Origin of the sequence: Microbacterium nymphoidis (assembly GCF_021044885.1) — a bacterium.
GTDB classification, from domain to species: domain Bacteria; phylum Actinomycetota; class Actinomycetes; order Actinomycetales; family Microbacteriaceae; genus Microbacterium; species Microbacterium nymphoidis.
The window spans coordinates 127,047-148,784 of record NZ_JAJNOD010000004.1 but is presented as its reverse complement, the minus strand read 5'-3'; the positions used below and the strand labels follow the sequence as shown (position 1 = coordinate 148,784).

Annotated in this window: 24 protein-coding genes; 7 read left to right on the top strand and 17 right to left on the bottom strand. The window is 70.1% G+C overall.

The genetic code is table 11. The annotated features are described in order from the left end of the window. Positions 1–80: 80 nt before the first annotated feature. A complete protein-coding gene (locus LQ566_RS13775) occupies positions 81–1,022 on the top strand; it encodes an NADP-dependent oxidoreductase (RefSeq protein WP_231092295.1) in 942 nt (313 codons plus the stop codon). 81 nt (positions 1,023–1,103) lie between these two features. Here LQ566_RS13775 and LQ566_RS13770 read toward each other — a convergent pair whose 3' ends face one another. Next, positions 1,104–1,931: a sulfurtransferase gene (locus LQ566_RS13770; RefSeq protein WP_231092294.1), complete on the bottom strand. Its 828-nt coding sequence runs from the start codon at positions 1,929–1,931 to the stop codon at positions 1,104–1,106. Between the two features lie 72 nt (positions 1,932–2,003). On the opposite strand from LQ566_RS13770, the gene LQ566_RS13765 reads away from it, so the two are divergent. From LQ566_RS13765 to LQ566_RS13745, 5 genes are read left to right on the top strand one after another with little or no spacing between them, the layout of a single operon-like run. Further along, positions 2,004–2,993: a Gfo/Idh/MocA family protein gene (locus tag LQ566_RS13765; RefSeq protein ID WP_231092293.1), complete on the top strand. Its 990-nt coding sequence runs from the start codon at positions 2,004–2,006 to the stop codon at positions 2,991–2,993. 12 nt (positions 2,994–3,005) lie between these two features. Beyond that, entirely contained in the window at positions 3,006–3,884 is an 879-nt protein-coding gene (locus LQ566_RS13760; RefSeq protein WP_231092292.1) for an NYN domain-containing protein, read from the top strand. Then, a complete protein-coding gene (locus tag LQ566_RS13755; protein ID WP_231092291.1) occupies positions 3,885–4,766 on the top strand; it encodes a phosphotransferase in 882 nt (293 codons plus the stop codon). It abuts the gene before it with no gap. Positions 4,767–4,798: 32 nt separating this feature from the next. Beyond that, positions 4,799–5,173, top strand: a complete 375-nt coding sequence (locus tag LQ566_RS13750; protein ID WP_231092290.1) for a hypothetical protein — start codon at positions 4,799–4,801, stop codon at positions 5,171–5,173. Between the two features lie 10 nt (positions 5,174–5,183). Then, positions 5,184–6,293 carry a PLP-dependent cysteine synthase family protein gene (locus LQ566_RS13745; protein WP_231092289.1) on the top strand — a complete coding sequence of 370 codons (1,110 nt, stop codon included), beginning with the start codon at positions 5,184–5,186 and terminating at the stop codon, positions 6,291–6,293. A gap of 84 nt (positions 6,294–6,377) precedes the next feature. Here the strand turns inward: LQ566_RS13745 and LQ566_RS13740 are convergent, their stop codons facing one another. The 10 genes from LQ566_RS13740 to LQ566_RS13695 all read right to left on the bottom strand — a co-directional run bounded on the left by LQ566_RS13740 (position 6,378) and on the right by LQ566_RS13695 (position 16,227). Continuing rightward, positions 6,378–7,100: a DUF1684 domain-containing protein gene (locus LQ566_RS13740; protein ID WP_231092288.1), complete on the bottom strand. Its 723-nt coding sequence runs from the start codon at positions 7,098–7,100 to the stop codon at positions 6,378–6,380. A 133-nt stretch (positions 7,101–7,233) separates the two neighbouring features. After that, positions 7,234–9,759, bottom strand: coding sequence for an ATP-dependent Clp protease ATP-binding subunit (locus tag LQ566_RS13735; protein WP_231092287.1), 2,526 nt, complete (start codon positions 9,757–9,759; stop codon positions 7,234–7,236). Positions 9,760–9,816: 57 nt separating this feature from the next. Next, the gene (locus LQ566_RS13730) at positions 9,817–10,617 is read right to left on the bottom strand and encodes a DeoR/GlpR family DNA-binding transcription regulator (protein WP_231092286.1); all 801 of its coding nucleotides are present in this window, start codon (positions 10,615–10,617) and stop codon (positions 9,817–9,819) included. Beyond that, entirely contained in the window at positions 10,614–11,456 is an 843-nt protein-coding gene (locus LQ566_RS13725) for a class II fructose-bisphosphate aldolase (protein ID WP_231092285.1), read from the bottom strand. Before LQ566_RS13725 ends, LQ566_RS13730 begins: the two co-directional genes overlap by 4 nt. Continuing rightward, positions 11,453–12,415, bottom strand: a complete 963-nt coding sequence (locus LQ566_RS13720) for a 1-phosphofructokinase family hexose kinase (RefSeq protein WP_231092284.1) — start codon at positions 12,413–12,415, stop codon at positions 11,453–11,455. Before LQ566_RS13720 ends, LQ566_RS13725 begins: the two co-directional genes overlap by 4 nt. Next, the gene (locus tag LQ566_RS13715) at positions 12,412–13,335 is read right to left on the bottom strand and encodes an ROK family protein (RefSeq protein WP_231092283.1); all 924 of its coding nucleotides are present in this window, start codon (positions 13,333–13,335) and stop codon (positions 12,412–12,414) included. Before LQ566_RS13715 ends, LQ566_RS13720 begins: the two co-directional genes overlap by 4 nt. Next, positions 13,332–14,228, bottom strand: a complete 897-nt coding sequence (locus LQ566_RS13710; RefSeq protein WP_231092282.1) for an SIS domain-containing protein — start codon at positions 14,226–14,228, stop codon at positions 13,332–13,334. The genes LQ566_RS13715 and LQ566_RS13710 overlap by 4 nt, the downstream gene beginning before the upstream one ends. A gap of 91 nt (positions 14,229–14,319) precedes the next feature. Continuing rightward, positions 14,320–14,781: a DUF3817 domain-containing protein gene (locus LQ566_RS13705; protein ID WP_231092281.1), complete on the bottom strand. Its 462-nt coding sequence runs from the start codon at positions 14,779–14,781 to the stop codon at positions 14,320–14,322. Between the two features lie 91 nt (positions 14,782–14,872). Further along, positions 14,873–15,313: a MarR family winged helix-turn-helix transcriptional regulator gene (locus LQ566_RS13700; RefSeq protein WP_231092280.1), complete on the bottom strand. Its 441-nt coding sequence runs from the start codon at positions 15,311–15,313 to the stop codon at positions 14,873–14,875. Beyond that, complete coding sequence (locus LQ566_RS13695; protein ID WP_231092279.1) at positions 15,310–16,227, bottom strand: aldo/keto reductase; 918 nt, start codon at positions 16,225–16,227, stop codon at positions 15,310–15,312. The genes LQ566_RS13700 and LQ566_RS13695 overlap by 4 nt, the downstream gene beginning before the upstream one ends. Before the next feature lie 84 nt (positions 16,228–16,311). Between LQ566_RS13695 and LQ566_RS13690 the strand changes: the two genes are divergently transcribed. Beyond that, positions 16,312–17,046 carry an EI24 domain-containing protein gene (locus LQ566_RS13690; RefSeq protein ID WP_231092278.1) on the top strand — a complete coding sequence of 245 codons (735 nt, stop codon included), beginning with the start codon at positions 16,312–16,314 and terminating at the stop codon, positions 17,044–17,046. A gap of 45 nt (positions 17,047–17,091) precedes the next feature. Here LQ566_RS13690 and LQ566_RS13685 read toward each other — a convergent pair whose 3' ends face one another. The 6 genes from LQ566_RS13685 to LQ566_RS13660 all read right to left on the bottom strand — a co-directional run bounded on the left by LQ566_RS13685 (position 17,092) and on the right by LQ566_RS13660 (position 21,728). Continuing rightward, positions 17,092–17,673, bottom strand: coding sequence for a signal peptidase I (locus LQ566_RS13685; RefSeq protein WP_231092277.1), 582 nt, complete (start codon positions 17,671–17,673; stop codon positions 17,092–17,094). After that, positions 17,670–18,419 carry a hypothetical protein gene (locus tag LQ566_RS13680; protein WP_231092276.1) on the bottom strand — a complete coding sequence of 250 codons (750 nt, stop codon included), beginning with the start codon at positions 18,417–18,419 and terminating at the stop codon, positions 17,670–17,672. The genes LQ566_RS13685 and LQ566_RS13680 overlap by 4 nt, the downstream gene beginning before the upstream one ends. Next, positions 18,416–19,879 (bottom strand): hypothetical protein, encoded by a 1,464-nt coding sequence (locus tag LQ566_RS13675; protein WP_231092275.1) that lies wholly within the window; start codon positions 19,877–19,879, stop codon positions 18,416–18,418. The genes LQ566_RS13680 and LQ566_RS13675 overlap by 4 nt, the downstream gene beginning before the upstream one ends. 4 nt (positions 19,880–19,883) lie before the next feature. Next, positions 19,884–20,510 (bottom strand): hypothetical protein, encoded by a 627-nt coding sequence (locus tag LQ566_RS13670; protein WP_231092274.1) that lies wholly within the window; start codon positions 20,508–20,510, stop codon positions 19,884–19,886. 49 nt (positions 20,511–20,559) lie between these two features. Beyond that, complete coding sequence (locus LQ566_RS13665) at positions 20,560–21,159, bottom strand: alternate-type signal peptide domain-containing protein (protein ID WP_231092273.1); 600 nt, start codon at positions 21,157–21,159, stop codon at positions 20,560–20,562. Between the two features lie 218 nt (positions 21,160–21,377). Beyond that, on the bottom strand, positions 21,378–21,728 hold the full coding sequence (locus LQ566_RS13660; protein WP_231092272.1) for a hypothetical protein: 351 nt from the start codon (positions 21,726–21,728) through the stop codon (positions 21,378–21,380). Positions 21,729–21,738: the final 10 nt, after the last annotated feature.

Sequence of the window (21,738 nt, the reverse complement as noted above, 5' to 3'; positions counted from 1 at the left end):
CGCCGGGGTGTTTCGCCGGGTGACGATCACCGGTACGCGGTCGGCCCCAGCGCGCGGGCGGCGTGCCTAGGCTGAGGAACATGACTCAGGCGATCCAGTACGAACAGCTCGGCGGCCCCGAAGTCCTCACCCTGCGCGAGGTCGATCTCCCCGAGACGGGCCCGGACCAGATCCGCATCCGTGTCGAGGCCGCGGGGGTCAATCCCGTGGACGGAAAACTGCGCTCGGGGCTTCGTCCCTCCCCGCCGTTCACCGGGCCGCGCGGCACGGGACACGACGGGGCGGGCATCGTGACCGAGGTGGGTGCCGACGTCGACGGTTTCCGTGTGGGCGATGCAGTTGCGTTCGGCAACGCCCAGGGCGCTTATGCCACGGACGTGGTCGTCGCCGCCATTGATGCCGCGCCCCGCCCCGCCACGGTCTCCGCGTCGGCCGGGGCCGCACTCGGTATCCCGGCAGGAACGGCTTATCAGACCATCCGGTCACTCGCGGTCAGCGCGAACGACACCGTACTCGTGCACGGAGGCTCCGGATCGGTCGGTCAGTTCCTGATCCAGTACGCACGTCTGCTCGGTGCGACGGTGATCGCCACCTCCAGCGAGCGCCGCGCCGGCGTGGTTCGCACGCTCGGCGCCACCCAGGTGGACTATGGGCCCGGGCTCATCGAGCGCGTACGCGCGATCGCTCCGGACGGTGTGAGCGTCGCCATCGACGCGGCCGGCACCGACGAGGCGAACGAGGCGTCGATCGCTCTCGTGCACGATCGCTCGCGCGCGGCCACCCTGGTGCGCGGCGCGGACGCCGCCGGCTGGGGCATCCGGTCGTTCCGCGGCGGCGGCCCCGCTCCGCTGACGGCGCAGGAGGAGGCGTGGCGTCGTGAGGCGCTGCCCCTGACCCTCTCCCTCCTCGCAGCCGGAGCGTTCCAGGTGGAACTCGGTGAGAGCTTCCCGCTCGCGGAGGCCGGCCGGGCTCAGGCCACAGTGGATGCGGGTACCGACGGCAAGGTCGTCGTCATTGCCTGATCGCCCGCGCTGGCAGAGGGAAAACGCACCCCCGGCACCGGCCGGAGGTGCGTTTTCCCTCTACCGCCCAGGGCGAGCGGTTCAGGCGTCGCCCGTGGCGACGGGAAGACCGGGGGTGTTGGACCAGGCGCTCCAGGAACCCAGGAACACCGCGACGGAGCGCCCCGCCACCTCGGCGGCGAGCGCGGCCTGCGCCGCCGTGATGCCGGACCCGCAATAGGTGGCCACCTTCACGTCAGCGGTGGCGCCGACGGAATCGAAGGCTGCGGCGATCTCGGCGGGCGAGCGGAAGGTGCCGTCTTCGCGGAAGTAGGTCGCGGAGGGCAGATTGACGGCCCCCGGGATGTGCCCCGCGATGGGATCCATCGGTTCCACGTCGCCGCGGAAGCGTTCGGCGGCGCGCACATCCACGAGCACCCCGTCCACCGGCCACGAGGCGGCTGTGCCGATGTCGATGCCCGTGGGGAGGGTGCCCAGCGTGATGGTCCCCGGCGCCGGCACGACATCGTCGGTGGCCAGCTCGCCGCCCGCCGCGATCCACGCGGGCAGACCGCCGTCAAGCACGCGGATGTCGACCCCGGCGCCGCGCAGGGTCCACCAGGTGCGCCCGGAGGCCAGCGTGGATCCGCCGTCGTAGACCACCACGCGGTCGCCGTCGTTCAGGCCCCACCGACGTGCCGCGTTCTGCAGCGTCTCCTGCGAGGGCTGCGGGTGACGACCGTCCGCCGGATCCCCGTGGGAGGAGAGTTCCTCCTCGAGGGGCACGTAGACGGCTCCGGGGATGTGCCCGGCGCGGTAGTCGTCACGGCCGTCGGGCTTGAGCAGCTGGTAGCGCACGTCGAGAAGTCGCGGCGGCCGGCCGCTGGAGAGTTCGGTGATGAGTTCTGCGGCGGAGACCAATGCGGACATGGCTCCATCCTGCACCACGGTCACCAGGCGGCCACCGCCCCGCAAGCATCTGCGCCCGCTAGGCTCGGCTTCATGACTGCTTTGCGATGGGGCATCCTGGCCACGGGCGGTATCGCTCATTCGTTCGTGTCGGATCTGCGAGTGGCCGGACGTGACGTGGTCGCCGTCGCATCCCGCACACAGGACCGCGCCGACGCGTTCGCCGCCGAGTTCGGCATCCCCCGCGCACACGGCTCGTGGGCCGATCTGGCCGCAGACCCGGACGTCGACATCGTCTACATCGCCACCCCGCATCCGCAGCACATCGAACCCGCTCTGCTGATGATCGACGCGGGCAAGCACGTCCTCATCGAGAAGGCCTTCACGGTCAACGCCGCGGAGGCGGCGCAGATCGGCGATGCCGCTGCCGCGAAGGGGGTGCTGGCGATGGAGGCGATGTGGACCCGCTATCTGCCGCACATGATCCGCATCCGCGAGATCCTCGCCGCGGGGACCCTCGGCGAGGTGCGCAGTCTCACCGCCGATCACACGCAGGCGATCACCGCGGATCCCGCCCACCGGCTGAACGCACTGGAGCTCGGCGGCGGAGCGCTGCTGGACCTCGGCATCTACCCGATCTCGTTCACCTGGGATGTGTTCGGCCGGCCCGAGCGGATTCTCGCCGCGGCACGGATGATGGACACGGGCGCCGATGAGGAACTCGCGACGATCTTCACCTATCCGGGCGGGCAGATCGCGACCACCTTCAGCTCATCGCGCACGAAGGGACGAAACATCGCGACCATCCTCGGCACCGAGGCCCGCATCGAGATCGCCGGCGTCTGGTACGCGAGAACGTCCTTCCAGGTGATCGCGAACGACGGCACGGTGCTGGAGCGTTACGAATCCGACTACGACGGCACCGGTCTGTACTTCGAGGCGCTCGCCGCCGAACGCCTCGTGGCCGCCGGTGAGTTCGGCGGCGACATCCTCACCATCGACGAGACGGTGGCCATCATGGCGTGCCTGGACGAGATCCGTTCGCAGATCGGCCTGGTCTACCCGGGCGAGAGCACCGACTGAGAGACTGAGCAGATGGCTGACGCTTCCGGCCGCGTTGCGGTGTACCTCGACTTCGACAACATCGTCATGAGCTGGTACGACAGCGTCCACGGACGCAACTCGTACGGACGCGATCGACAGCGCATCATCCAGGATCCGAGCGATCCGGAGATCGTGGCCCGCCTCACGGAGGCCCGGGTCGACATCGGCGCGGTGATCGACTTCGCCGCGAGCTTCGGCACCCTGGTGCTCACACGCGCCTACGCCGACTGGTCCTCCCCGGTGAACGCGGAGTACCGCGACCAACTCGTGGCTCGCGCCGTCGACCTCGTGCAGCTGTTTCCCGCCGCGGCGTATGCGAAGAACGGCGCCGACATCCGGCTCGCGGTCGACACGGTGGAGGACATGTTCCGTCTCCCCGACCTCACCCACGTGGTGATCGTGGCCGGTGACTCGGACTACGTCCCCCTCGCCCAGCGCTGTAAGCGGCTCGGACGATACGTGGTGGGTATCGGCGTCGCCGGCTCCACCGCGAAGTCACTGGCCGCCGCCTGCGACGATTTCGCCACATACGACTCGCTTCCCGGCGTGCTCCCCGACGAGCCCGCCGCTCCCGCGGAACAGGCGGCGAAGCGCCCCACACGACGCACCAAGAAGGACGATCCGGAGGTGCTCGCCACGCAGCTGCTGGAGCGCGCGCTGCGCACCGGTCACGAGAAGGACGATGCCGACTGGCTGCACTCGTCGGCGGTCAAGCAGCACATGAAGCGCATGGATCCCTCCTTCAACGAGAAGGCGCTCGGGTACTCGTCGTTCTCCGACTTCGTGAAGGCACGCGGTACCGTCGCCGAGCTGGAGGAGACCGGTCACGAGCGGCTGGTGCGTCTGAAGCCCCGCTCGGGTCAGGGCTGAGTGGCCAGCTCTCCCGAAGCGGAGTACGGTCTCGACGCGGCACAGCTGCGTGAGGTGCTGCGCTTCGCGGGTCTGCGGTACGCCGATGATCCACTCACGCTGATCGCCTCCGGGTGGGACAACGACATCTGGCGCCTGGGTGAGCATCGCGCGGTGCGCATTCCCCGGCGGGCACTCGCCGACCAGCTCCTGCGCAATGAACAGCGGGTGCTTCCCGCAATCGCCGAACGGCTTGCACCGAGCGGTGTCGTGGTGCCCGCGCCGATCCACGCCGGCGTCCCGTCCGAGCGATTCCCCCATCCCTGGTCGGTGGTGCCCTGGGTGAGCGGAGTCGCGGCGTGGCACACCCCGCGACCGGCGCGCGCAGCCTGGGCCTCGGCTCTCGCCGATGCGCTTCGTCTGCTGCACGTTGCCTCCCGTCCCGACGCGCCCACGAATCCGTATCGCGGCATCCCGCTCAGCGAGCGCGCTGAAGCGGATGCGGCACGCTTCGCCGCAATCGATGCGCCCGCTGCCGCGCGGGCGGCATGGGAGCGTGCGGTGGCGGTTCCGCCGTATGCCGGACCCGCGGTGTGGATCCACGGCGACCTTCATCCGGGAAACCTCGTCGTCTCCGGATCACGGCTGGCGGCGATCGTCGATTTCGGGGATGTGACGGGCGGCGACCCGGCGTACGATCTCGCCGCAGCCTGGCTGCTGTTCGATGCCCGGGGTCGGCGGCTCTTCCAGGATCGCTTGGCGGCGCCCGACGACATGCTCTGGGTGCGGGCTCGCGGGTGGGCGGCCGCGGTGGGCGCGATCCTGCTGGCGCAGAGCGATGATCGAGCCGACTATGCGGCGCTGGGTGCGGAGATCCTGGCCGAAGTCGCCGCCGGAGACTGAGAGCGGCACGGCCCCGCCCCTAGACTGGGCGCATGGGCTGGTTCGGACGTAAGAAGGATCTGGAAACCCCCGAAGAGATGCTGGCGCGATTCCACGCCGAATCTCCCGCCCCGTCGTCGGCTGCGAAAGCGCCCGTCGCCGCGGCGACCGGAGGGATGCTGACGGTGGAGGACGTGTTCCAGATCACCGGACGCGGAACGGTGGCCACCGGCCGCGTCCAGTTCGCGCGGCTGTCCGCCGGAGACCGGATCACCATCCAGCACGCGGCGGGCGGATCCGAGCCCGCGACCGTGAAGGCTCTGGAGACGCGCGGTCGCCGTTCGACCACAGCCGAGCCCGGCACCCTGGTGGGCGTGCTCTTCGTGGAGCGCGTCTCGGTGGCCGCCGGCGATGCCATCACCTTCTGAACGGAGTGTCATGACCGTTGCCCGTATCCTCGCCGACGACACCACGCTCGACGTGGATCGCAGCGACGCCGACTACGAGGCCTGGCTCACCGAGGCCATCCGCGCCGTCGACGCCGACGCCGTGCGCAGCGCCGACACGCATCTGCTGAAGTTCCCGCTGCCGATCAGCTGGGGCATCGACCTCTATCTCAAGGACGAGTCCACCCACCCCACGGGCAGCCTCAAGCACCGGCTGGCGCGCTCGCTGTTCCTCTATGGCCTGGTCAACGGATGGATCCGGCCCGGTCTTCCGGTGATCGAGGCGTCCAGCGGATCCACCGCCGTGTCGGAAGCGTACTTCGCGCGGCTGATCGGTGTCCCCTTCATCGCCGTGGTCCCGCGAACGACGAGTGCGGAGAAGACGCGGCTGATCGAGTTCGCCGGCGGACGCATCCACTACGTCGACGAGCCGGGAGCGGTGTACGCGGAATCCGCGCGGCTCGCCGCCGAGACCGGGGGTCACTTCATGGACCAGTTCACGTACGCGGAGCGGGCCACGGACTGGCGCGGCAACAACAACGTCGCCGACTCGATCTTCCGGCAGATGAAGGCCGAGCGGCATCCGGTGCCGGCGTGGGTGGTGACCACGGCGGGCACGGGCGGCACGTCCGCCACCATCGGCCGCTACGTGCGCTACACCCGCCGCGGTACGCGCGTCTGCGTGGCCGACCCGGAGAACTCGTGCTTCTTCGAGGGCTGGCGCACCGATGATCCCGCGGTGCACTGCCCCACGCCGTCACGCATCGAGGGAATCGGCCGCGGTCGCATGGAGCCCAGCTTCCAGCCCGGCGTGATCGACCGGATGATGAAGGTGCCCGATGCGGCATCGATCGCCGCCATCCACGAATTGCAGCAGCGCACCGGATGGCAGGCCGGCGGTTCCACCGGCACCGGTCTATGGGCGGCGCTGCGCATCGTCGCGCAGATGCGCGCTGCGGGTGAGCGTGGAAGTGTGCTCACCCTGCTGTGCGACGGCGGCGAACGCTATGCCGACCGCTACTACTCCCCCGAGTGGCTTGAATCCCAGGGCATCGACCCGGAACCGTACCGAACGATGATCCGCGAGCTGCTGGACTGCTGAGCGGACCCCCGACCCGTTCATAGCGCGCGATTGGCTCCAATTCGCCCACTTTTCGAGCGTCTTGCGCGCAATGAAACGGGTTGTTCAGGCGTAGAGGTCGAAGCCGGGAGCGAATCGCACGTGCTTCTCCCCAGCGCGGATCGGGAACGGCAGACGGTTCGACAGCGGCGGCAGCGGGCAGTTGAACCACATCGAGAAGCCGCACGGCGGGATCACCGACCGGTTGAAGTCGACCTCGACGGGCACGCTCTCGCCCGGGCGGAGGTCACGCCACTGCGGGGGCAGGTCCACCCACAGGAAACGACCCGTGCCGTAGGTCTCGGCGCCGTTGGTCGTGTCCGCGAAGACCAGCTGCACGGAGTCGTCATCGTCCGCGTCGAACGCGGCCAGCCGGTACTCCGTGCCCTCGTGGCTGAAGACCACGTCGCCGGCGGCACCGTGCTGGCGCAGCCGCCCGCCGTCCGCGATGTGCTCGAAGGGCACCAGGCGCTCCTCGGCGACCAGCTCGAAGCGGCCGTTCAGCACCCACGACTCGTCGAAGTCGTACGCGTCGATGTCCTCGAAGGCCGCACGCGTGGGTGCCGCGTCGTCCCAGATCCGGTAGCCGCGCTGCACGCCGCCGTGATCGAGGTCCTCGCGCTCCAGGGTGGTGAGCCGCGTGGTCTCCGAACCGGCGGGCTCCGGGATGCCGGTCTCCCCCGGCGCCAGCCAGGTGGTCTCGACGAGCGCCAGCGGACCGGTGGGGCCGGTGGCATAGGCGCGGCGCTGCCGGCGGAACTGGGCGTACTCGTCGCTCTGAATGCTCACCCGTCCAGTCTTCCACCTCTCGGGTGCGCCGGACCCGGCGAGCGTAACGCAACGTGCGCGACGCACGAAGTCCCGGAGGGGGCGCCGGAGACGACGAAGGACCGGACACACGTCCGGTCCTTCGTCGTCGCGGTCAGGCGAGAACTTCCTGTGGGGCGCGCACGCTCAGTGCGTCATCGACGACGTCCACCACGACGGTGTCGCCGGCGCCAACTGCGCCCCCGACCAGAAGGTCGGCGATCCGGTCGTCCACTTCGCGCTGGATCACGCGGCGCAGCGGCCGAGCGCCGTACTCCGCCTGGTGCCCGTTACGCGCAATCCACGCGGTGGCCGCTTCGGTGACCGCCAGTTCGATGCCCTGGCTCTCCAGGCGCTGACGGGTCTCGCGCATCAGCAGCCCGACGATCTGCTGCAACTGCTCGGCGGCGAGCTTGCGGAACAGCACGATCTCATCGATGCGGTTGAGGAACTCCGGACGCATCTGCTCCCGGAGCCGGCCCATGATGCGCTCGCGCAACTCGTTCTGCGATCCGAAACCGGTCTCGCCGCCGCCGTCCGCGAGGAAGCCGATGGCGCCGCCGCGACTGGCCAGCAGTTCGCCGCCGATGTTGCTGGTCATCACGACCACCGTGTTGCGGAAGTCGACGGTGCGCCCCTGTCCGTCGGTGAGACGACCGTCATCGAGCACCTGCAGCAGCAGGTTGAAGATGTCGGGGTGCGCCTTCTCGATCTCGTCGAAGAGCACGATCGAGTACGGATTGCGCCGCACCCGCTCCGTGAGCTGGCCCGCATCGTCGAAGCCGACGTACCCCGGAGGGGCCCCGATCAGCCGCGACACCGTGTGACGCTCGCCGAACTCGCTCATGTCGAAGCGGATGACCGCATCCTCGTCGTCGAACAGGCTCTGCGCCAGCGCCTTGGCCAGCTCGGTCTTGCCCACCCCCGTGGGGCCGAGGAACAGGAACGAGCCGACGGGACGGCGCGGATCGCTCATCCCCGTGCGATTGCGCCGCACCGCTCGGGCGACCGCGGACACCGCGTCGTCCTGACCCACCACGCGGCGGTGCAGTTCGGATTCGAGTTCGGCCATGCGCTCTCGCTCGGTCTCCGTGAGCCGCGACGCCGGGATGCCCGTGGCCCGCGAGATCACCGCGGCGATCTCGGCTTCGCCGATCACCGGCGGGACGCCGGCCCGCGACGCCGCCGCCAGCTGCGCCTCGACCTCCGCGATGCCGTCCCGCAATGCACTCGCCTCCTCGTAGCGTTCGGCGGCCACGGCCGCGTTCTTCTGCGCCTCCAGCTCGCCGAGCCGCGTGCGCAGGGCCGTGGTGTCGACGACGGCGCCGGAACGCAACCGCACGCGCGCGCCGGCCTGATCGATCAGGTCGATCGCCTTGTCGGGCAGGACGCGATCGGTCAGATAGCGGTCGCTCAGCTCGACGGCAGCGCGCAGCGCGTCGTCGGTGTAGGTGACGTGGTGGTGGTCCTGGTAGGCGTCGCGCAGCCCGTGCAGGATGGCGACGGCGTCCTCGATGCTGGGTTCGCCGACGCGCACCGGCTGGAACCGGCGCTCCAGCGCAGGATCCTTCTCGATGGTGCGGTATTCGGCGAGCGTGGTGGCACCCACCAAGTGCAGCTCACCGCGAGCGAGCCGGGGCTTGAGGATGTTTCCCGCGTCCATCGCGCCGTCGCCGCCCGCACCTGCTCCGACCACCGTGTGGATCTCATCGATGAACACGATGACCTCGTCGTTGCGCGTCGCGATCTCCTCGAGCGTCTTCGTCAGCCGCTCCTCGAAGTCCCCGCGGTAGCGGGTTCCGGCAAGCATCGCGGGCAGATCCAGCATGATCACCGAACGCCCTCGGAGCTGGGCGGGGACCGTGTCGGCGACGATCGCCTGCGCGAGTCCTTCCACCACGGCGGTCTTGCCCACACCCGCCTCACCCACCAGTACGGGGTTGTTCTTGGTACGGCGGCTGAGGATCTCGATGGTCTGCTCGATCTCGTCCTCACGGCCGATCACCACGTCCAGGGCACCCGCGCGGGCGCGCTCGGTGAGGTCCGTGCCGTAGGTCTCCAGCATGCTCTGCGGCGCCGAAGCGCCCTCCGAGCCGCCCGGGGTCTCTGTCGGCGCCGCCACGGATTCGCGGACACCGTGCACGAGGGCATCGGCGGTCACGCCGTGTTCAGCCAGCACGGCGCCCGAGGGCGTGTCCTGTGCGAGCACCAGGGCGAAGAAGAGATGCTCGGGATCGATGTACGTGGAGCCCGAGGAGCGCGCCACCTGCAGTGCGTGGAACAGCGTGCGGCGCACCGACGGCGTGATCACGGCCCCGTCGGCGCTGATCGGCTCTGCCGCGGACGGCAGACGAGACTCCACGGCTCGCGCCAGTGCGGCCGCATCCGCCCCGATCCGGCGCAACGCGTCGTGGGCGGGGGCCGTGTCCAGCAGGACGCGAAGGATGTGCAGCGCGTCGAGTTCGCTCTGCCCGCGGCCCAGCGCATACCGGCCCGCGGTCTGCAAGAGCTCCTGGGTACCCGCGCTCAGGAAGCGCGCGAGGTCGATCGATCGCGCGGCACGGGCGCGCTCGCCCTCCAGGTAGCGGGCGAGGAAGTCGTCGAACGAGTTGCCGCCGTCGGCGGCGCGGTCATCAGGCACGATACCTCCAGGTTGAAACTTGAGTTGCCTTCACTCAAGTTTCAACGCGATGGAGGCTCAGCTATTCCCAGCCTCGGCCACGATGACCTGATAACCCGCTGTGCGCAGCGCTTCCAGCTGTTCCGGGCTCACGGCGTCGTCCGTGATCACGGTGTCGAACAGTTCCGCTCCCCCGATCGCCGCGAAGGATCGGGTCCCGATCTTCGAGGAGTCCACCACCAGCACCGCACGCTCGGCGCGCTGGGCCATGAGGCGGTTGACCGCCGCCTCTCGTTCGTCACTGGCCGAGGCTCCCACGGCAGCGTCGAGGCCGTTGGCGCCGATGAAGGCGATGTCGAGGTTCATCGCCCCGAGCACCGAGTCGGCGTAGCTGCCGACGACCTCATAGGAGCGCGCGTGCAGCACTCCGCCGGTGATGACGGTCTTGATCTGATCCCGCGCGGCCAGGTGCATCGCGATGTTGATCGCATTGGTGACCACGGTCAGGCCGGGCTCGGGCGACGGGTCCTGCAGATCCGCACGAGACATCAGCGCGTCGGCGATCGCGGTGGTGGTCGTTCCGCCGCAGAGGCCGATCACGGCACCTCGCGGGGTGATCTCGGAGGCCCGCCCGGCGATGGCGGCCTTGCTGTCGACGTGTCGCTGATTCTTGTATCGCAGCGGGAGGTCGTAGGCCACGGAGTGCGCAACCGCACCACCGCGCGTGCGGTTGAGCAGTTGCTGCTCGGCCAGCGCGTCCAGATCGCGCCGCGCGGTGGCGGGCGATACCGCCAGGCGCTCGACGATGTCCTCCACCTCGATGCGCCCGGCCTCACCGAGCAGATCGAGGATGGCGGAAAGGCGCTGATCGCGATTCACGACGACTGCCCCCGGAACAGGCGCAGCAGCCGCTCCGCCTCCGCCGACAGCGCCGCTCGTCCTGCGGCCATGTACTTGCGGGAGTCCACGACCGCGGGATTCTCGGCGAGGTACGAACGCACCGCGCCCGTGAAGGACGCGTTGAGGTGAGTGGAGACGTTGACCTTCACCAGTCCGGCGTGGATGCCCGCGACGATGACCTCGTCGGCCACCCCCGACGATCCGTGCAGCACCAGGGGGACCGGGACCGCCGTCGCCAGCCGTGCGATGAGCTCGAGGTCCAGCGTCGCCGTACGCTCCGTCATCGCATGGGAGGAGCCGACCGCAACGGCCAGGGAGTCCACGCCGGTCTCGGCGACGAACTCGGCGGCCTCGGCGGGATCGGTGCGTACCCCGGGAGCGTGTGCGCCATCCTTGCCTCCGATCTCGCCCAGCTCGGCCTCGACGGACACCCCCGCCGCATGTGCGGCCGCCACGACGCGGCGGGTGGTGGCCACGTTGTCGGCGAACGGCAGCTTCGCGCCGTCATACATCACCGAGGTGAAGCCGAGATCGATGGCCGCCAGCGCCAGCTCGTCGCTCTCCGCGTGATCCAGGTGCACGGCCACGGGAACGGTGGCCGCAGCCGCGAGCGCGAGGCTCGCGCGGGCGATCGGCGCCAGCGACCCATGGAAGGTGACGCAGTTCTCCGAGATCTGGAGGATCACCGGCAGTCCGCTGCGCTCCGCGGCGGACACCAGTGCCTCCGCTGTCTCCAGATGCAGCACGTTGAACGCACCGACGGCGACGCTGTCCGCCGCTGCGGCGGCGAGCAGGTCCGAGGTTCGAGCGAGGGTCATGAGGCTCCTTCGGGTGGTGACGCTTCGGACACCGGGGTGATGATGACATCGGCCGTGCGGCGGGCGATGTCGGGATCCAGGTCACCGGCCTGCGGGGCGGCGACGGCCGCAGCACCCCAGGCCGCCGCGCGGCGGGCGAGCACCTCCAACGCGTCGTACAGGGCGAGGGCGGGGTCATCGGCGAGCGACACGGAGATCGCCGCCGACACGGCATCTCCCGCTCCCGTGGCGTTTCCGCGGACGACGTCGGGGAAACGGGCGCGCAGGGCGCGGCCGTCACGGTGCACGAGCAGCATGCCTTCCTCCGCCTGCGAGACCAGCACCAGGGTGGAGCCGCGACGAAGCAGTGCCTGCGCTGCGCTCATGACGTCCGCGATGCCGGTGGCCTCTGCGAGTTCGTGGTGGTTGGGCTTGAGCACGGCGGCCCCCGCTTCGGCGGCATCGATGAGGGCGGTGCCGCTGGTGTCGACGAGCACGGGGATGCCGCGTGCGCGAAGCTCGGCGATGGCGGAGACCAGGACGGTCGGGTCCGCTCCCCGCGGCTGGCTGCCGCTGATGGCCACCGCGCGGGCCTGCGCCGCCGCGGTGAGCACCGCGTCCCACAGCTCGGCGGTCTCCGCGGCCGTCGGGGCAGTCCCGAACTCGTTGAGCACCGTCGCGGATGCGGCGGATTCATCCACCAGGGCAAGGCTGCGCCGCGTCTCGGCGACCACGGGGATCAGTCTGTGCACCAGCCCGGATGCCTCCAGCTCCGCGCGCAGCTCGGCACCGACTCGGCCACCGGCCGTGGTCAGTGCCATCACGCGCTCCCCCTGCTGGTGGAGCACGCGGGCGACATTGAGTCCCTTGCCCCCGGCGCGCGACACCCCGGCTTCCACCCGGTGGGATTGCCCCGGCTCCAGCCGGTCGACGTGCCAGGTCATGTCCAGCGCGGGATTGGGTGTCACCGTGAGGATCACGACAGCACCTCACGGGCGCGAAGGGCGGATCCGAGCAGCCCGGCGTCCTCGCCCACCGCGGCGGGAATGAGCCGCGGGCGACGGTGGAACGACAGCAGCGCGTCGACCCGTTCGGCGAGCGGGCCGAACAACAGAGGGCCGGCCTGCGCCAGACCGCCGCCGATGACGATGGCCTCCGGCGCCAGGACTCCGGCCAGTCGCGCGATCTGCTGGGCGAGGGCGTCGATCGCCTCGTTCCAGACGCCATCCGCCACCCGATCGCCCATGCGCGCGGCCGCGAGCACGTCGCGGGCGCCCGGCAGGCGGGTGCCGCTGCGCTCGGCATAACGACGTACGATCGCGCCTGCCGAGGCCACCGTCTCCAGGCAGCCGACCGCGCCGCAGGGGCACGGGTCCCCGTGCGGATCCGCGAGCGTGTGCCCGAGCTCTCCCGCGTACCCACCCGAGACGAGAATGCGTCCGTCGGTGACGATGGTGCCGGCGATGCCCGTGCCGATGGGAACGATCACCACATCACGAAGCCCGCGGGCCGCGCCGATTTCCAGCTCGGCGCGGGCGGCGGCGCGGACATCGTGTCCGAATCCGACGGGCAGATCGATCGCATCCTGCAGCAGCGCGGCGATCGGCGCGTCGCGCCAGCCGAGGTTGGCGGAGAAGACGCCGACGCCGGCAGCTTCGTCCACGAGCCCAGGCACCACGACGCCGACCCCGGCGACATCGGCCCCGGGATGCCGCTCACGCAGCTCGCGCACCAGTCGTGCCACATCCGCGACGACGGCCCCGGCCGCATCCGCGCCACGAGCCGTCGCCGTGCGGCGAAGATCACGCACTGTGCCGGTCTCATCGATCAGAGCCGACTTGGTGTCGGTGCCGCCGACATCGAAGGCGAGGACGGCGGCACCGGGGCCGAGAGAGGTCATGCGTCGAGGATCACGGCACGCGTCAGGTTACGCGGCTTGTCCGCGTCCAGCCCCCGACGACGCGAACGCTCCAGCGCCACCCGGTGCAGGCGCACGAGGTCGGCCATCGCGTCGATGTCGCGGTGCTCGAAGCGCGCCCCGGTGCGCGCGACATCGGCGGCGATACCCTCCGGCACCTCGCCGAAAGCCCAGGTCACCCGTCCCGGGGCGGCGATCGCGATCGGCCCGTGGCGGTACTCCATGGCGTAGTACGCCTCGGTCCACGACTGCGAGGACTCGCGCATCTTGAGCGCCGCCTCATTGGCCAGGCCGTAGCTCCAGTGCGTGCCGAGGAAGCTGAACTGCTCGGCGTTCACCAGGTCGTCCTCGAGGTCCTCCGCGAGCACCGCGCGCGCATCCGCGATCGCCGCCGTGAGGTCCTCCCCGAGCGAAGCGCGAAACAGCGCGAGGGCAGTGGTGGCGAACCGCGTCTGCACCACGGAGCGCTCGTCGGCGAAGTCGAGCACGACGACCTCGTCCACCAGCTCGACGAAAGGCGAGGTCGGGTCTCCCGTGACGCCGATCAGCGGAACCCTCCCCCGCAGCTCTCGCGCGATGGCGAGGATCTCCGAGGTGGTGCCGGAGCGCGTGAGCAGCACGATGGCGTCGTAGCCGCGGGCCAGCGGAGCCTCCGTGGCGGTGAAGGCATCGGTCTCGCCGTGCCCGCCGCGCTCACGCAGGTCCGCGTAAGCCTGGGCGATGAACCACGACGTGCCGCAGCCGACGACGGCCACGCGCTGCCCGTTCGCGGGGAGCTTGCGCTGCTCCTCGGTCATCGCGCTGGCGCGCGCCCAGGTGTCCGGCTGACTGGTCAGCTCTTCCTCCATGAATGCGCCCGGTGTCGCCTCGGTCATCATCGCTCCCATCGTGAATGCGTCCACTCATGATTGCAGATGATTGATATGGTGCGCAATCAATCACTTCCGATCGCGCATCGGGAAGAGGTCACCGCCCGCCCGGAGGGCCCACGAGCAGCAGCACCACGTAGAGGGCAACGATGGCGCCCACGATGACCACGGCGAGCAGCCAGGCCCGATTCAGGAAGAAGCGCATGCAGCGGTCGTACCAGGCGGCGTCGCGGGGATCATCCGTCGCCTCCCGTCGCCACTGCCCCTCCAGACGCCCGGAGCGCTGGAGCCAGATCTCCACCGGGATGGTGGCGTAGGGGATGACGGCGCTCGCGATGGCGAGCACGGCGGGACCCACGCCCCAGCGCTGGTTGAACGCCACCAGGATGGCCGTCGCGCCGTACGACAGGAAGACCAGACCGTGGATGCCACCCGCGATGGTGACCACGATCGGATCGGCTCCCGTCGCCCGGGCGATCAGGGCGCCGATCAGGAGCGTCCAGGTGATCGCCTCGGCGATCGCCAGGACGCGGAACAGAGAACGGGGGGTGCGGAACATCTCCACCTGCTTCGTCACATCCCTTCAGCCCACCTGAAGGTAGTTTCAGTCTAGCTGAAGGAGGCCCGCCAAGCTGGGGACTGTCTGCGAGTCAGCGCGCCAGATGAGGCTCGTCGTCAGCCGTGATCAGCGCCGCCGCCAGAGCGGGCGCCGACTGGTGCAGCCGGGCGTCGAGGGCAGCGACGCGTTCCCCCGCCTCGCGCAGCGCGGCCTCGCCCGCCGGTGTGGAGCGGAGGTTGGAGGCCGCTCCCGCGTGGGCGGTGGCGTCCTGCACCAGCTTGTCCGCCACCAGGGCCTTCACGGCGGTGTGCGCGGACTGCACGGTGATCTGACTGCGCCGGGCCAGCTCGCTGAATGAGATCCCCGGCGCACCGTGGATGTGAGCGAGCAGCGCGTACTTGCGGGTGGTCAGCCGGAGATCGGACAGCGCCGCCCCCAGCTCCGCATCCCACACCGACGAGAGCGTCAGCAGCGCCACCACCGGACTCACCTGTTCCGGGCGCCGCTGCCGCCGATCGGGTTCGGTGCTCATGGCACCACGTGCCCCGCCGCGGTGAACAGCTCGTACCACTCCGCGCGCGTGAACGGGATCTCCGATCCGAGGGCGGCGTCGGCGATCCGCTGGGGACTGGTGGTTCCCATCACCACCTGGATGTTGGCGGGGTGGCGGGTGATCCAGCCGGTGGCGATGGCGATGGGAGGCACGTCGTACTTCGCCGCGAGGCGATCGATGACCGCGTTCAGCTCGGGGTACGCGGTCGAGCCCAGGAACACGCCGTTCGGTCCCTGCATCGGAGACCAGGCCTGGATCGTGATGTTCTCGTCGCGGCAGTAGTCGAGCACTCCCCCGCCGTCGCGGTCCACGGCCTGGTCGCCGGACGTGTTCATCGCGATGCCCTGCGCGATGATCGATGCGTGCGGTAGCGAGAGCTGGAGCTGGTTGGCGACGATCGGACGGCGGATCCACCGCGAGAGGTATTCGATCTGACGCGGCGTGTGGTTGGAGACGCCGAACGCACGCACCTTGCCGGCGTCGTAAAGGTCATCGAACGCGCGAGCCACCTCGTTGGGCTCCATCAGCGCGTCCGGGCGGTGCAGCAGCAGGATGTCGATGTAGTCGGTGCGCAGCGCCTGCAAGGAGCCCTCGACCGAGGCAACGAGATGCTCGTAGGAGAAGTCGTAGCCCGCACCGGGAACGATTCCGGCCTTCGTCTGCAGCGTGATCTGTTCGCGCTCCGAGGAGGTGAGAGCCATCGCCTCGGCGAAACGACGCTCGCTGGCGTGGAGCGAACCGCCATAGATGTCGGCGTGATCGAAGAAGTCGATCCCGGCATCGCGTGCGGTGCCCACCAGCTCGCGAACCGCGTCGTCCGGCATCTCGGCGATGCGCATCATTCCTGCGACGATGTTCGGCCCGGCGCCCGCGCCCACGGTGATCCTCTTCATTGCCATCCTCTCCGTGGTCAACGCTACCGCCCTCATCCGCCCGTAGCCGGTACGCCGCGACGCCGCGCCCCGTAGGGTGTGGGCATGCAGCGTTTCATCCAGGGTGCCCTCGACCTGTTCCGCGCCGCGATCTGGTGGCGCCGTGAGCCGAAGGTGATGGCACTGGCGCTGGTGCCCGCCGTGATCGCGGGAGCCATCCTGCTGGGTGCGTGGATCGCTGTGGCGCTGACGGTTCCGGCGTTCATCGACGACTGGACGCCGTTCCTCGACTCCTGGCCCGCGATCTGGTCGAGCATCGTCCGCGTCGCCGCGACCCTGGCTGTCCTGGTGGGAACGGCTCTGCTGGCCAGCGTGGTGTTCGTCGCGCTCACGCTCGCGCTCGGGGATCCCTTCTACGAGCGCGTGTGGCGGGCTGTGGAGATCAGCGGCGGCGGCGAGGCGCCCGATCGTCCCTACGGCATCGGGCGCAGCATCGCCGACGGGGTCGTGCTGGTGCTGAAGGGGGTCCTCGCTTCCCTGGTCGCGGCCGCAGTGGGGCTGATCCCCGTGGTGGGCGCCGTGCTCGGCCCCGTCGTCGGCGTCCTCCTCACCGGCCGGGTTCTCGCCGATGAGCTCACCTCACGCGCGCTCACGCATCGCGGGCTCGATCGGAGCCAGCGCCGCGAGGTGCGCCGGCGCGACCGCGCACGGGTGTGGGGTTTCGGGGCCGCCACCCAGCTGCTGATGCTGATCCCGCTCGCGCCGATCCTCGTGCTGCCCACGGCCGTCGCCGGCGCCACGGTCCTGTCTCGTCGCCTGGTCGGCGAGGCCGTTTCATAGCGCGCGAAACGACCGAATTGCCGGGAGTGAGGGACAAATCGCGCGCTACGAACGACGTTTGTCCCGCAGGTGGGACACCACGAGCAGGGCGGCGTAGCCGAAGAGGAGGAACGCCGCCAGCGGGATCGCCCACGCCTTCCACGGCCCGGTAAGCCAGACGCTGATCCACCCCAGATACGGCACCGCGTACCAGAGCGTGCCGCGGATCTGCACCTCCTGCACGGGGGCGTCGTCGGGCACGGGGTTGGCATCACCCTGGGTGATGAACACCAGCTGGCCGTCCGCGAGCGCCGTGCGCTGGATCACCCGATGGGTGATCACCTCGGGCTCGTTGCTGCGCAACTGATACGTCACGATGTCGCCGGGGTGGATCTCTTCGGCCGGCGTCGGACGGACGACGATCAGGGTGCCGGGCGGCAGGTTCGGCTCCATCGACGAGGTGAGCACCGTGAGGGCCGTGGATCCGGTCACCGCGGGGACGACGATGGCGGCTGCCGCGATCGCCAGGATCATGACCAGCACGACCGCCATCACCGCGCTGCCGAGGGAGGACAGCAGCCCTCGCTCGGCGCTCTCGGTGCGCCGCGCTCGGCGTTCGCGGCGAGAGCTCGGCACGGTATCCGTCATCGCGTCCTCCGGCTACGGTGCATGGCTGCGCCGGCCACCGTCGCGGCGAGCGCGGCCACGGCAACCAGCACCAACGACGTGACACCGGTCGCCGGGAGCGTGCCGGGCCCCGCCGGGGATGTCGACGGCACGCCGGTCGGCGCGGTGCGGGAGGGCGTCGCCGTCGGCGCGGTGCGACACGGGCCCGGTCCGCTTTCGGGCATGGCGGAGTCAGTGAGAGTCAGACGCACTTCGAAGCCCACGCTCCCGTCCTGCCCGCCCGGCAGCGAGGGGCCCCCGAGCGCAGCGGACACGGTGAGCTCGGCGTCGATGCGGGCGGTCTCTCCCGGCTGGAGCAGGGTCGAGTCGTCGATCACCATGCACCCGCCGTCCGCATCGGCGAGGGTGACCGAGCCGACCGGTACGCCGTCCACGCTCACTGCGATGCTGATCGCCCGGGAGAGCGCGAGGTCATCGGCCGTCACGTCGGTGAGCTGGACGCCCAGACGACCCTCCGTCGGGGCAGCGCTTCGCGCCCAGAGCCTCTCGGCGAGGCGGTCCCCGGGAACGACGCGGTCGATGGCGTCGAACAGCGGCTCGTCGCCGTCCACCGTGAAAGTGACGCCGTCATGGGAGATCTCCAGCGGCCCGGCATCGGATGACGGGGACGCGCGCGCGACCGCCGGTGCGATGACCAGCATCGCCGCGACCGCCATCGCCGACATCGCCGCAGCCGGCACCAGCCGGCGTCCGCGATGCGGCCTCATCGCCTCACCTGATCCACCGTCGGATCCGAGCAGACGAGGGTGATGAGGTTCGTACAGGTGAGTTTCGTGACGAACTGCATGATGATGTCGCTGTCCGAGCCGGCATCGGTGACCCGGATGTAGTTGGCCTGACCCGCCGTGAGCAGCATCACGCACGACACCGAGCTGCTGCCGGGCTGTACGACTGCTTGGCCGAGTCCGAGCAGAACGCAGGAGTTCCAGCTGGTGGGGTTCGCGGAGTTCGCGATCTGCACCTTGTAGCCCGGCGCCGTCGATGTCGCCCGGACCGCACCGACGTCGAGGATCGCCGAGATGTTCAGACCGAGCAGCCCGAGTCCGGCGCTCGGTGCGATCGCCTCGGGTGTGGTCAGCACGACGACTGCCGGATCAGTGCAGTCGACCAGCCGCCCCGCCCCCGACACCATGCCCAGACACTTGCCGTTGAGCATCGAGACCAGCTGGTACTGCTGCGCTTGTCGCTCCTGCACGAACCAGCGCTGGTTCTGAGCGCTGCCGCCGGCGCCGAGCACGGCGTTCGCGGCGGCCGGGCTCACGCTCCCGTCCGCGGCGGCGGCCAGACGGGCGGTGGTGGCCGTTCCGGGACGCATCGTGAGCACCGTGTTGTTGGCGATGGCCCCCGTCAGCTGCCAGATCGAGCGCGTGTAGGGCTTCGTCTGACCTGCGGCGCGGCAGGGGCCGAGGTTGACCGCAGCTCCGACGCCCCCGTCATTGGCCATCTGGAGACAGGTGGCCGGATCGCTCGCCAGCCGGAGCATCATCCACCCGAGCTGGCTGTTGTCGGGGGTGATCGTCGCCGTGAGGGGATAGACGGCCGCCGTCTTCAGAGTCAGCGTGTCGGTTGCGGGCGCGGTGGTCCATCCCGCGGCGGCGAGCGTTGCAGACAGATTCGCCGACACGGTCTGGGTACCGCTCGTATTCGCCAGCGCCGCGCGGTCGGCGAACGATCGCACGCAGAAGATCGCGGAAGCGCCCGCTCCGAGCGAGCCCGTGGTGAAGGAGCCGCCCGATGCCCACGTCGTCCCGATCGTCGAGATCGGGGAGCCGACGGCGGCCTGGGGCGTGCAATCGGCCGACTGGCTGACGGGCCAGACCGTCCTGTTCAGCACGGTGCCGAGCGCGCCGGTTCCCGCCGTGAGGCTGACGGTGACCGCTCCGGCGGCGGCGCCGGTGTTGGTCACGGTGAACACACCCGTGCTGGCGAGGCCCGGGCCCTCGAAGTCTGCCGCGAGCGGATTGATCGAGCTGTTCAGGTAGGTGGCCGAGAGCGCCCCGAACCCCTGCTGGGTGATCGCGACGCGCGTCGTCGTGACGGTGCCGGTCACCGGGACCGCGGTCGTCCATGAGGCGATCGACGTGCTCGCGACGCCGGTGAAGAGCACCGTGAGCAACGCCACACCGAAGGCGATCCAGGTGCGAGAGCGGCGATGCGAAGCGGTCATGGATTCACCCCGCCTGCTGCTGTGCGGTGATGGTCAGCTGGAAGGCGATTGCCTGACCGCTGCGATCGGGCGGGGTCGCCGGGCGGAGCCCGACCTCGAGGCAGGCCACGGTGCGCTCTCCCGGTGCGAGGGATCCCAGCCCGCCGCTGAATCCGGAGAGCGGGGCGGTCGGCACGACTCCCCCCGCCACGCACGTGGAGCCGAAGGGCACCGTCGTGAGGCGCACCACAGCGTCGGCCGAGATCGGATCGGCACTCGTGATCGCTGCCGAGGCGGTCAGGGCGGCCGGCGCGTCCCCGGTGTTCATGACGGTCACGGAACGCAGTTGCCAGACGTTCGGTGCGAGCTGGAGGGCCGCCAGTGCGGCGCTCTGTGCGCCGTCCACGGTGAGGCTCAGCGATCCCGCCTTCACCACGCTCGCCGGTGCGGTGATCTGCGCGGTGAGGAAGGAATACGTGCCGCCGACACCGGCGAGTCCGAGCACGACACCCGCGCCGACGAATGCGGTGAGCACACCGGCGGAGCGCCTGCGGGCGCGGCGAGCAGCGACCGCGCGTCGAGCGCGCTCGCTGCGTCGCGACACGCCCCGGGCGGGGACGGCCGTGGTGTTGGTGTGCTCAGCGGTCGTCATCTGCGCTGCCCGGGTGCCGCCGCATTGCGTCGGCGGCACCCGCGTCCGATCAGGAGGCTGCGACCTGGTTGACGAGGACGGCGAACTGCGACAGGTTCACTGCGCCGGTCTTGTTCGCGTTGTCGGAACCCGATGTGCCGAACGGCCAGGTGATGGTGGCGGTCACGGTGACCGGGTAGGTCTTCTCGGCCGCGCCGACGTTCGTGATCGTGAACGAGTTGTTCGTCACTGTCACGCCGGGGGCGGTGCTGGAGACTGCATAGGTCACCGCACCGGAGAGGGTCGCCGCGAGCGCGGTATCAGCGGCCGATGCCGTCGCACCGGTGATCGAGCCGGGGGTGAGGCCCACCGTGAAGCTGAGGTTGTCGCCTCGGGCACGCACGGTCGCGGTGGACGTATAGATGAGGATGTCGCCGGGGACGGCCCGGAACGTGCTGATGTCCGCAATGGCCACCGCGGTCGCGGCCGCGTTCTTCTTGACCTGCCAGGTGCCGGTGGGGGCCGTTTCGACGAAGGCGAGGTCACCGGCGGTGATGGTGGCCCCGCCCGCGTTGACCGATGCGTTCCAGGAGGCGAGCGTTCCGCCGGCGCCCAGCAGCAGCGCCGTGCCGGCGGCGGCCGCGATAGCGGCCTTGGTGAGTTTCTTCATGATTCCTCGGGTTCTCGGAGTAGGGGAGTTTCCGCGCACCCCTCACCCAGAACCTCTCGGATCTTCCCCTCCGGGTGGGTCGCCCAAAGGTTTCGCGCGGGGAGCTTCCGGTAATTGTGCACGAGTTCGTGCGACATGTCTCCCGCTTCCCCCATCGAATCCCCTGCATTGTGCAACGCGCACAATGCAGGGGACGATCACCGCCCGAAAACTGTTGATCAGAGCTGAGACAGGGCATCCACGGCGCGCTTGGCCTCAGCGAGACCGAGGCCCGGATGCGCATCACGCAACGCCTTGATCGCCTGGATCTTCTCCCCCCGCCGCACCAGTTCGACGACGTCAGCCGGCACTTCGAATGTGCTATCGCTCGTCGCAGCCCCGACGGAGGGTGCCGAATGGATCGCCGGGGGTGCGCTACTCACTCCCGGGTTGAGCACAGCGCCACTCGGAAGCGTCCGGCTCGCACTGTCGTCGCGGCGCCGGGACGCCCGGGCCGCAGTCGTCAGCGCGAGCAGCGAGATGGCGAGTGCGGCGAGCGATACGAGCAGGGTGACCGTCTGCATGTCCATGACACGAGGG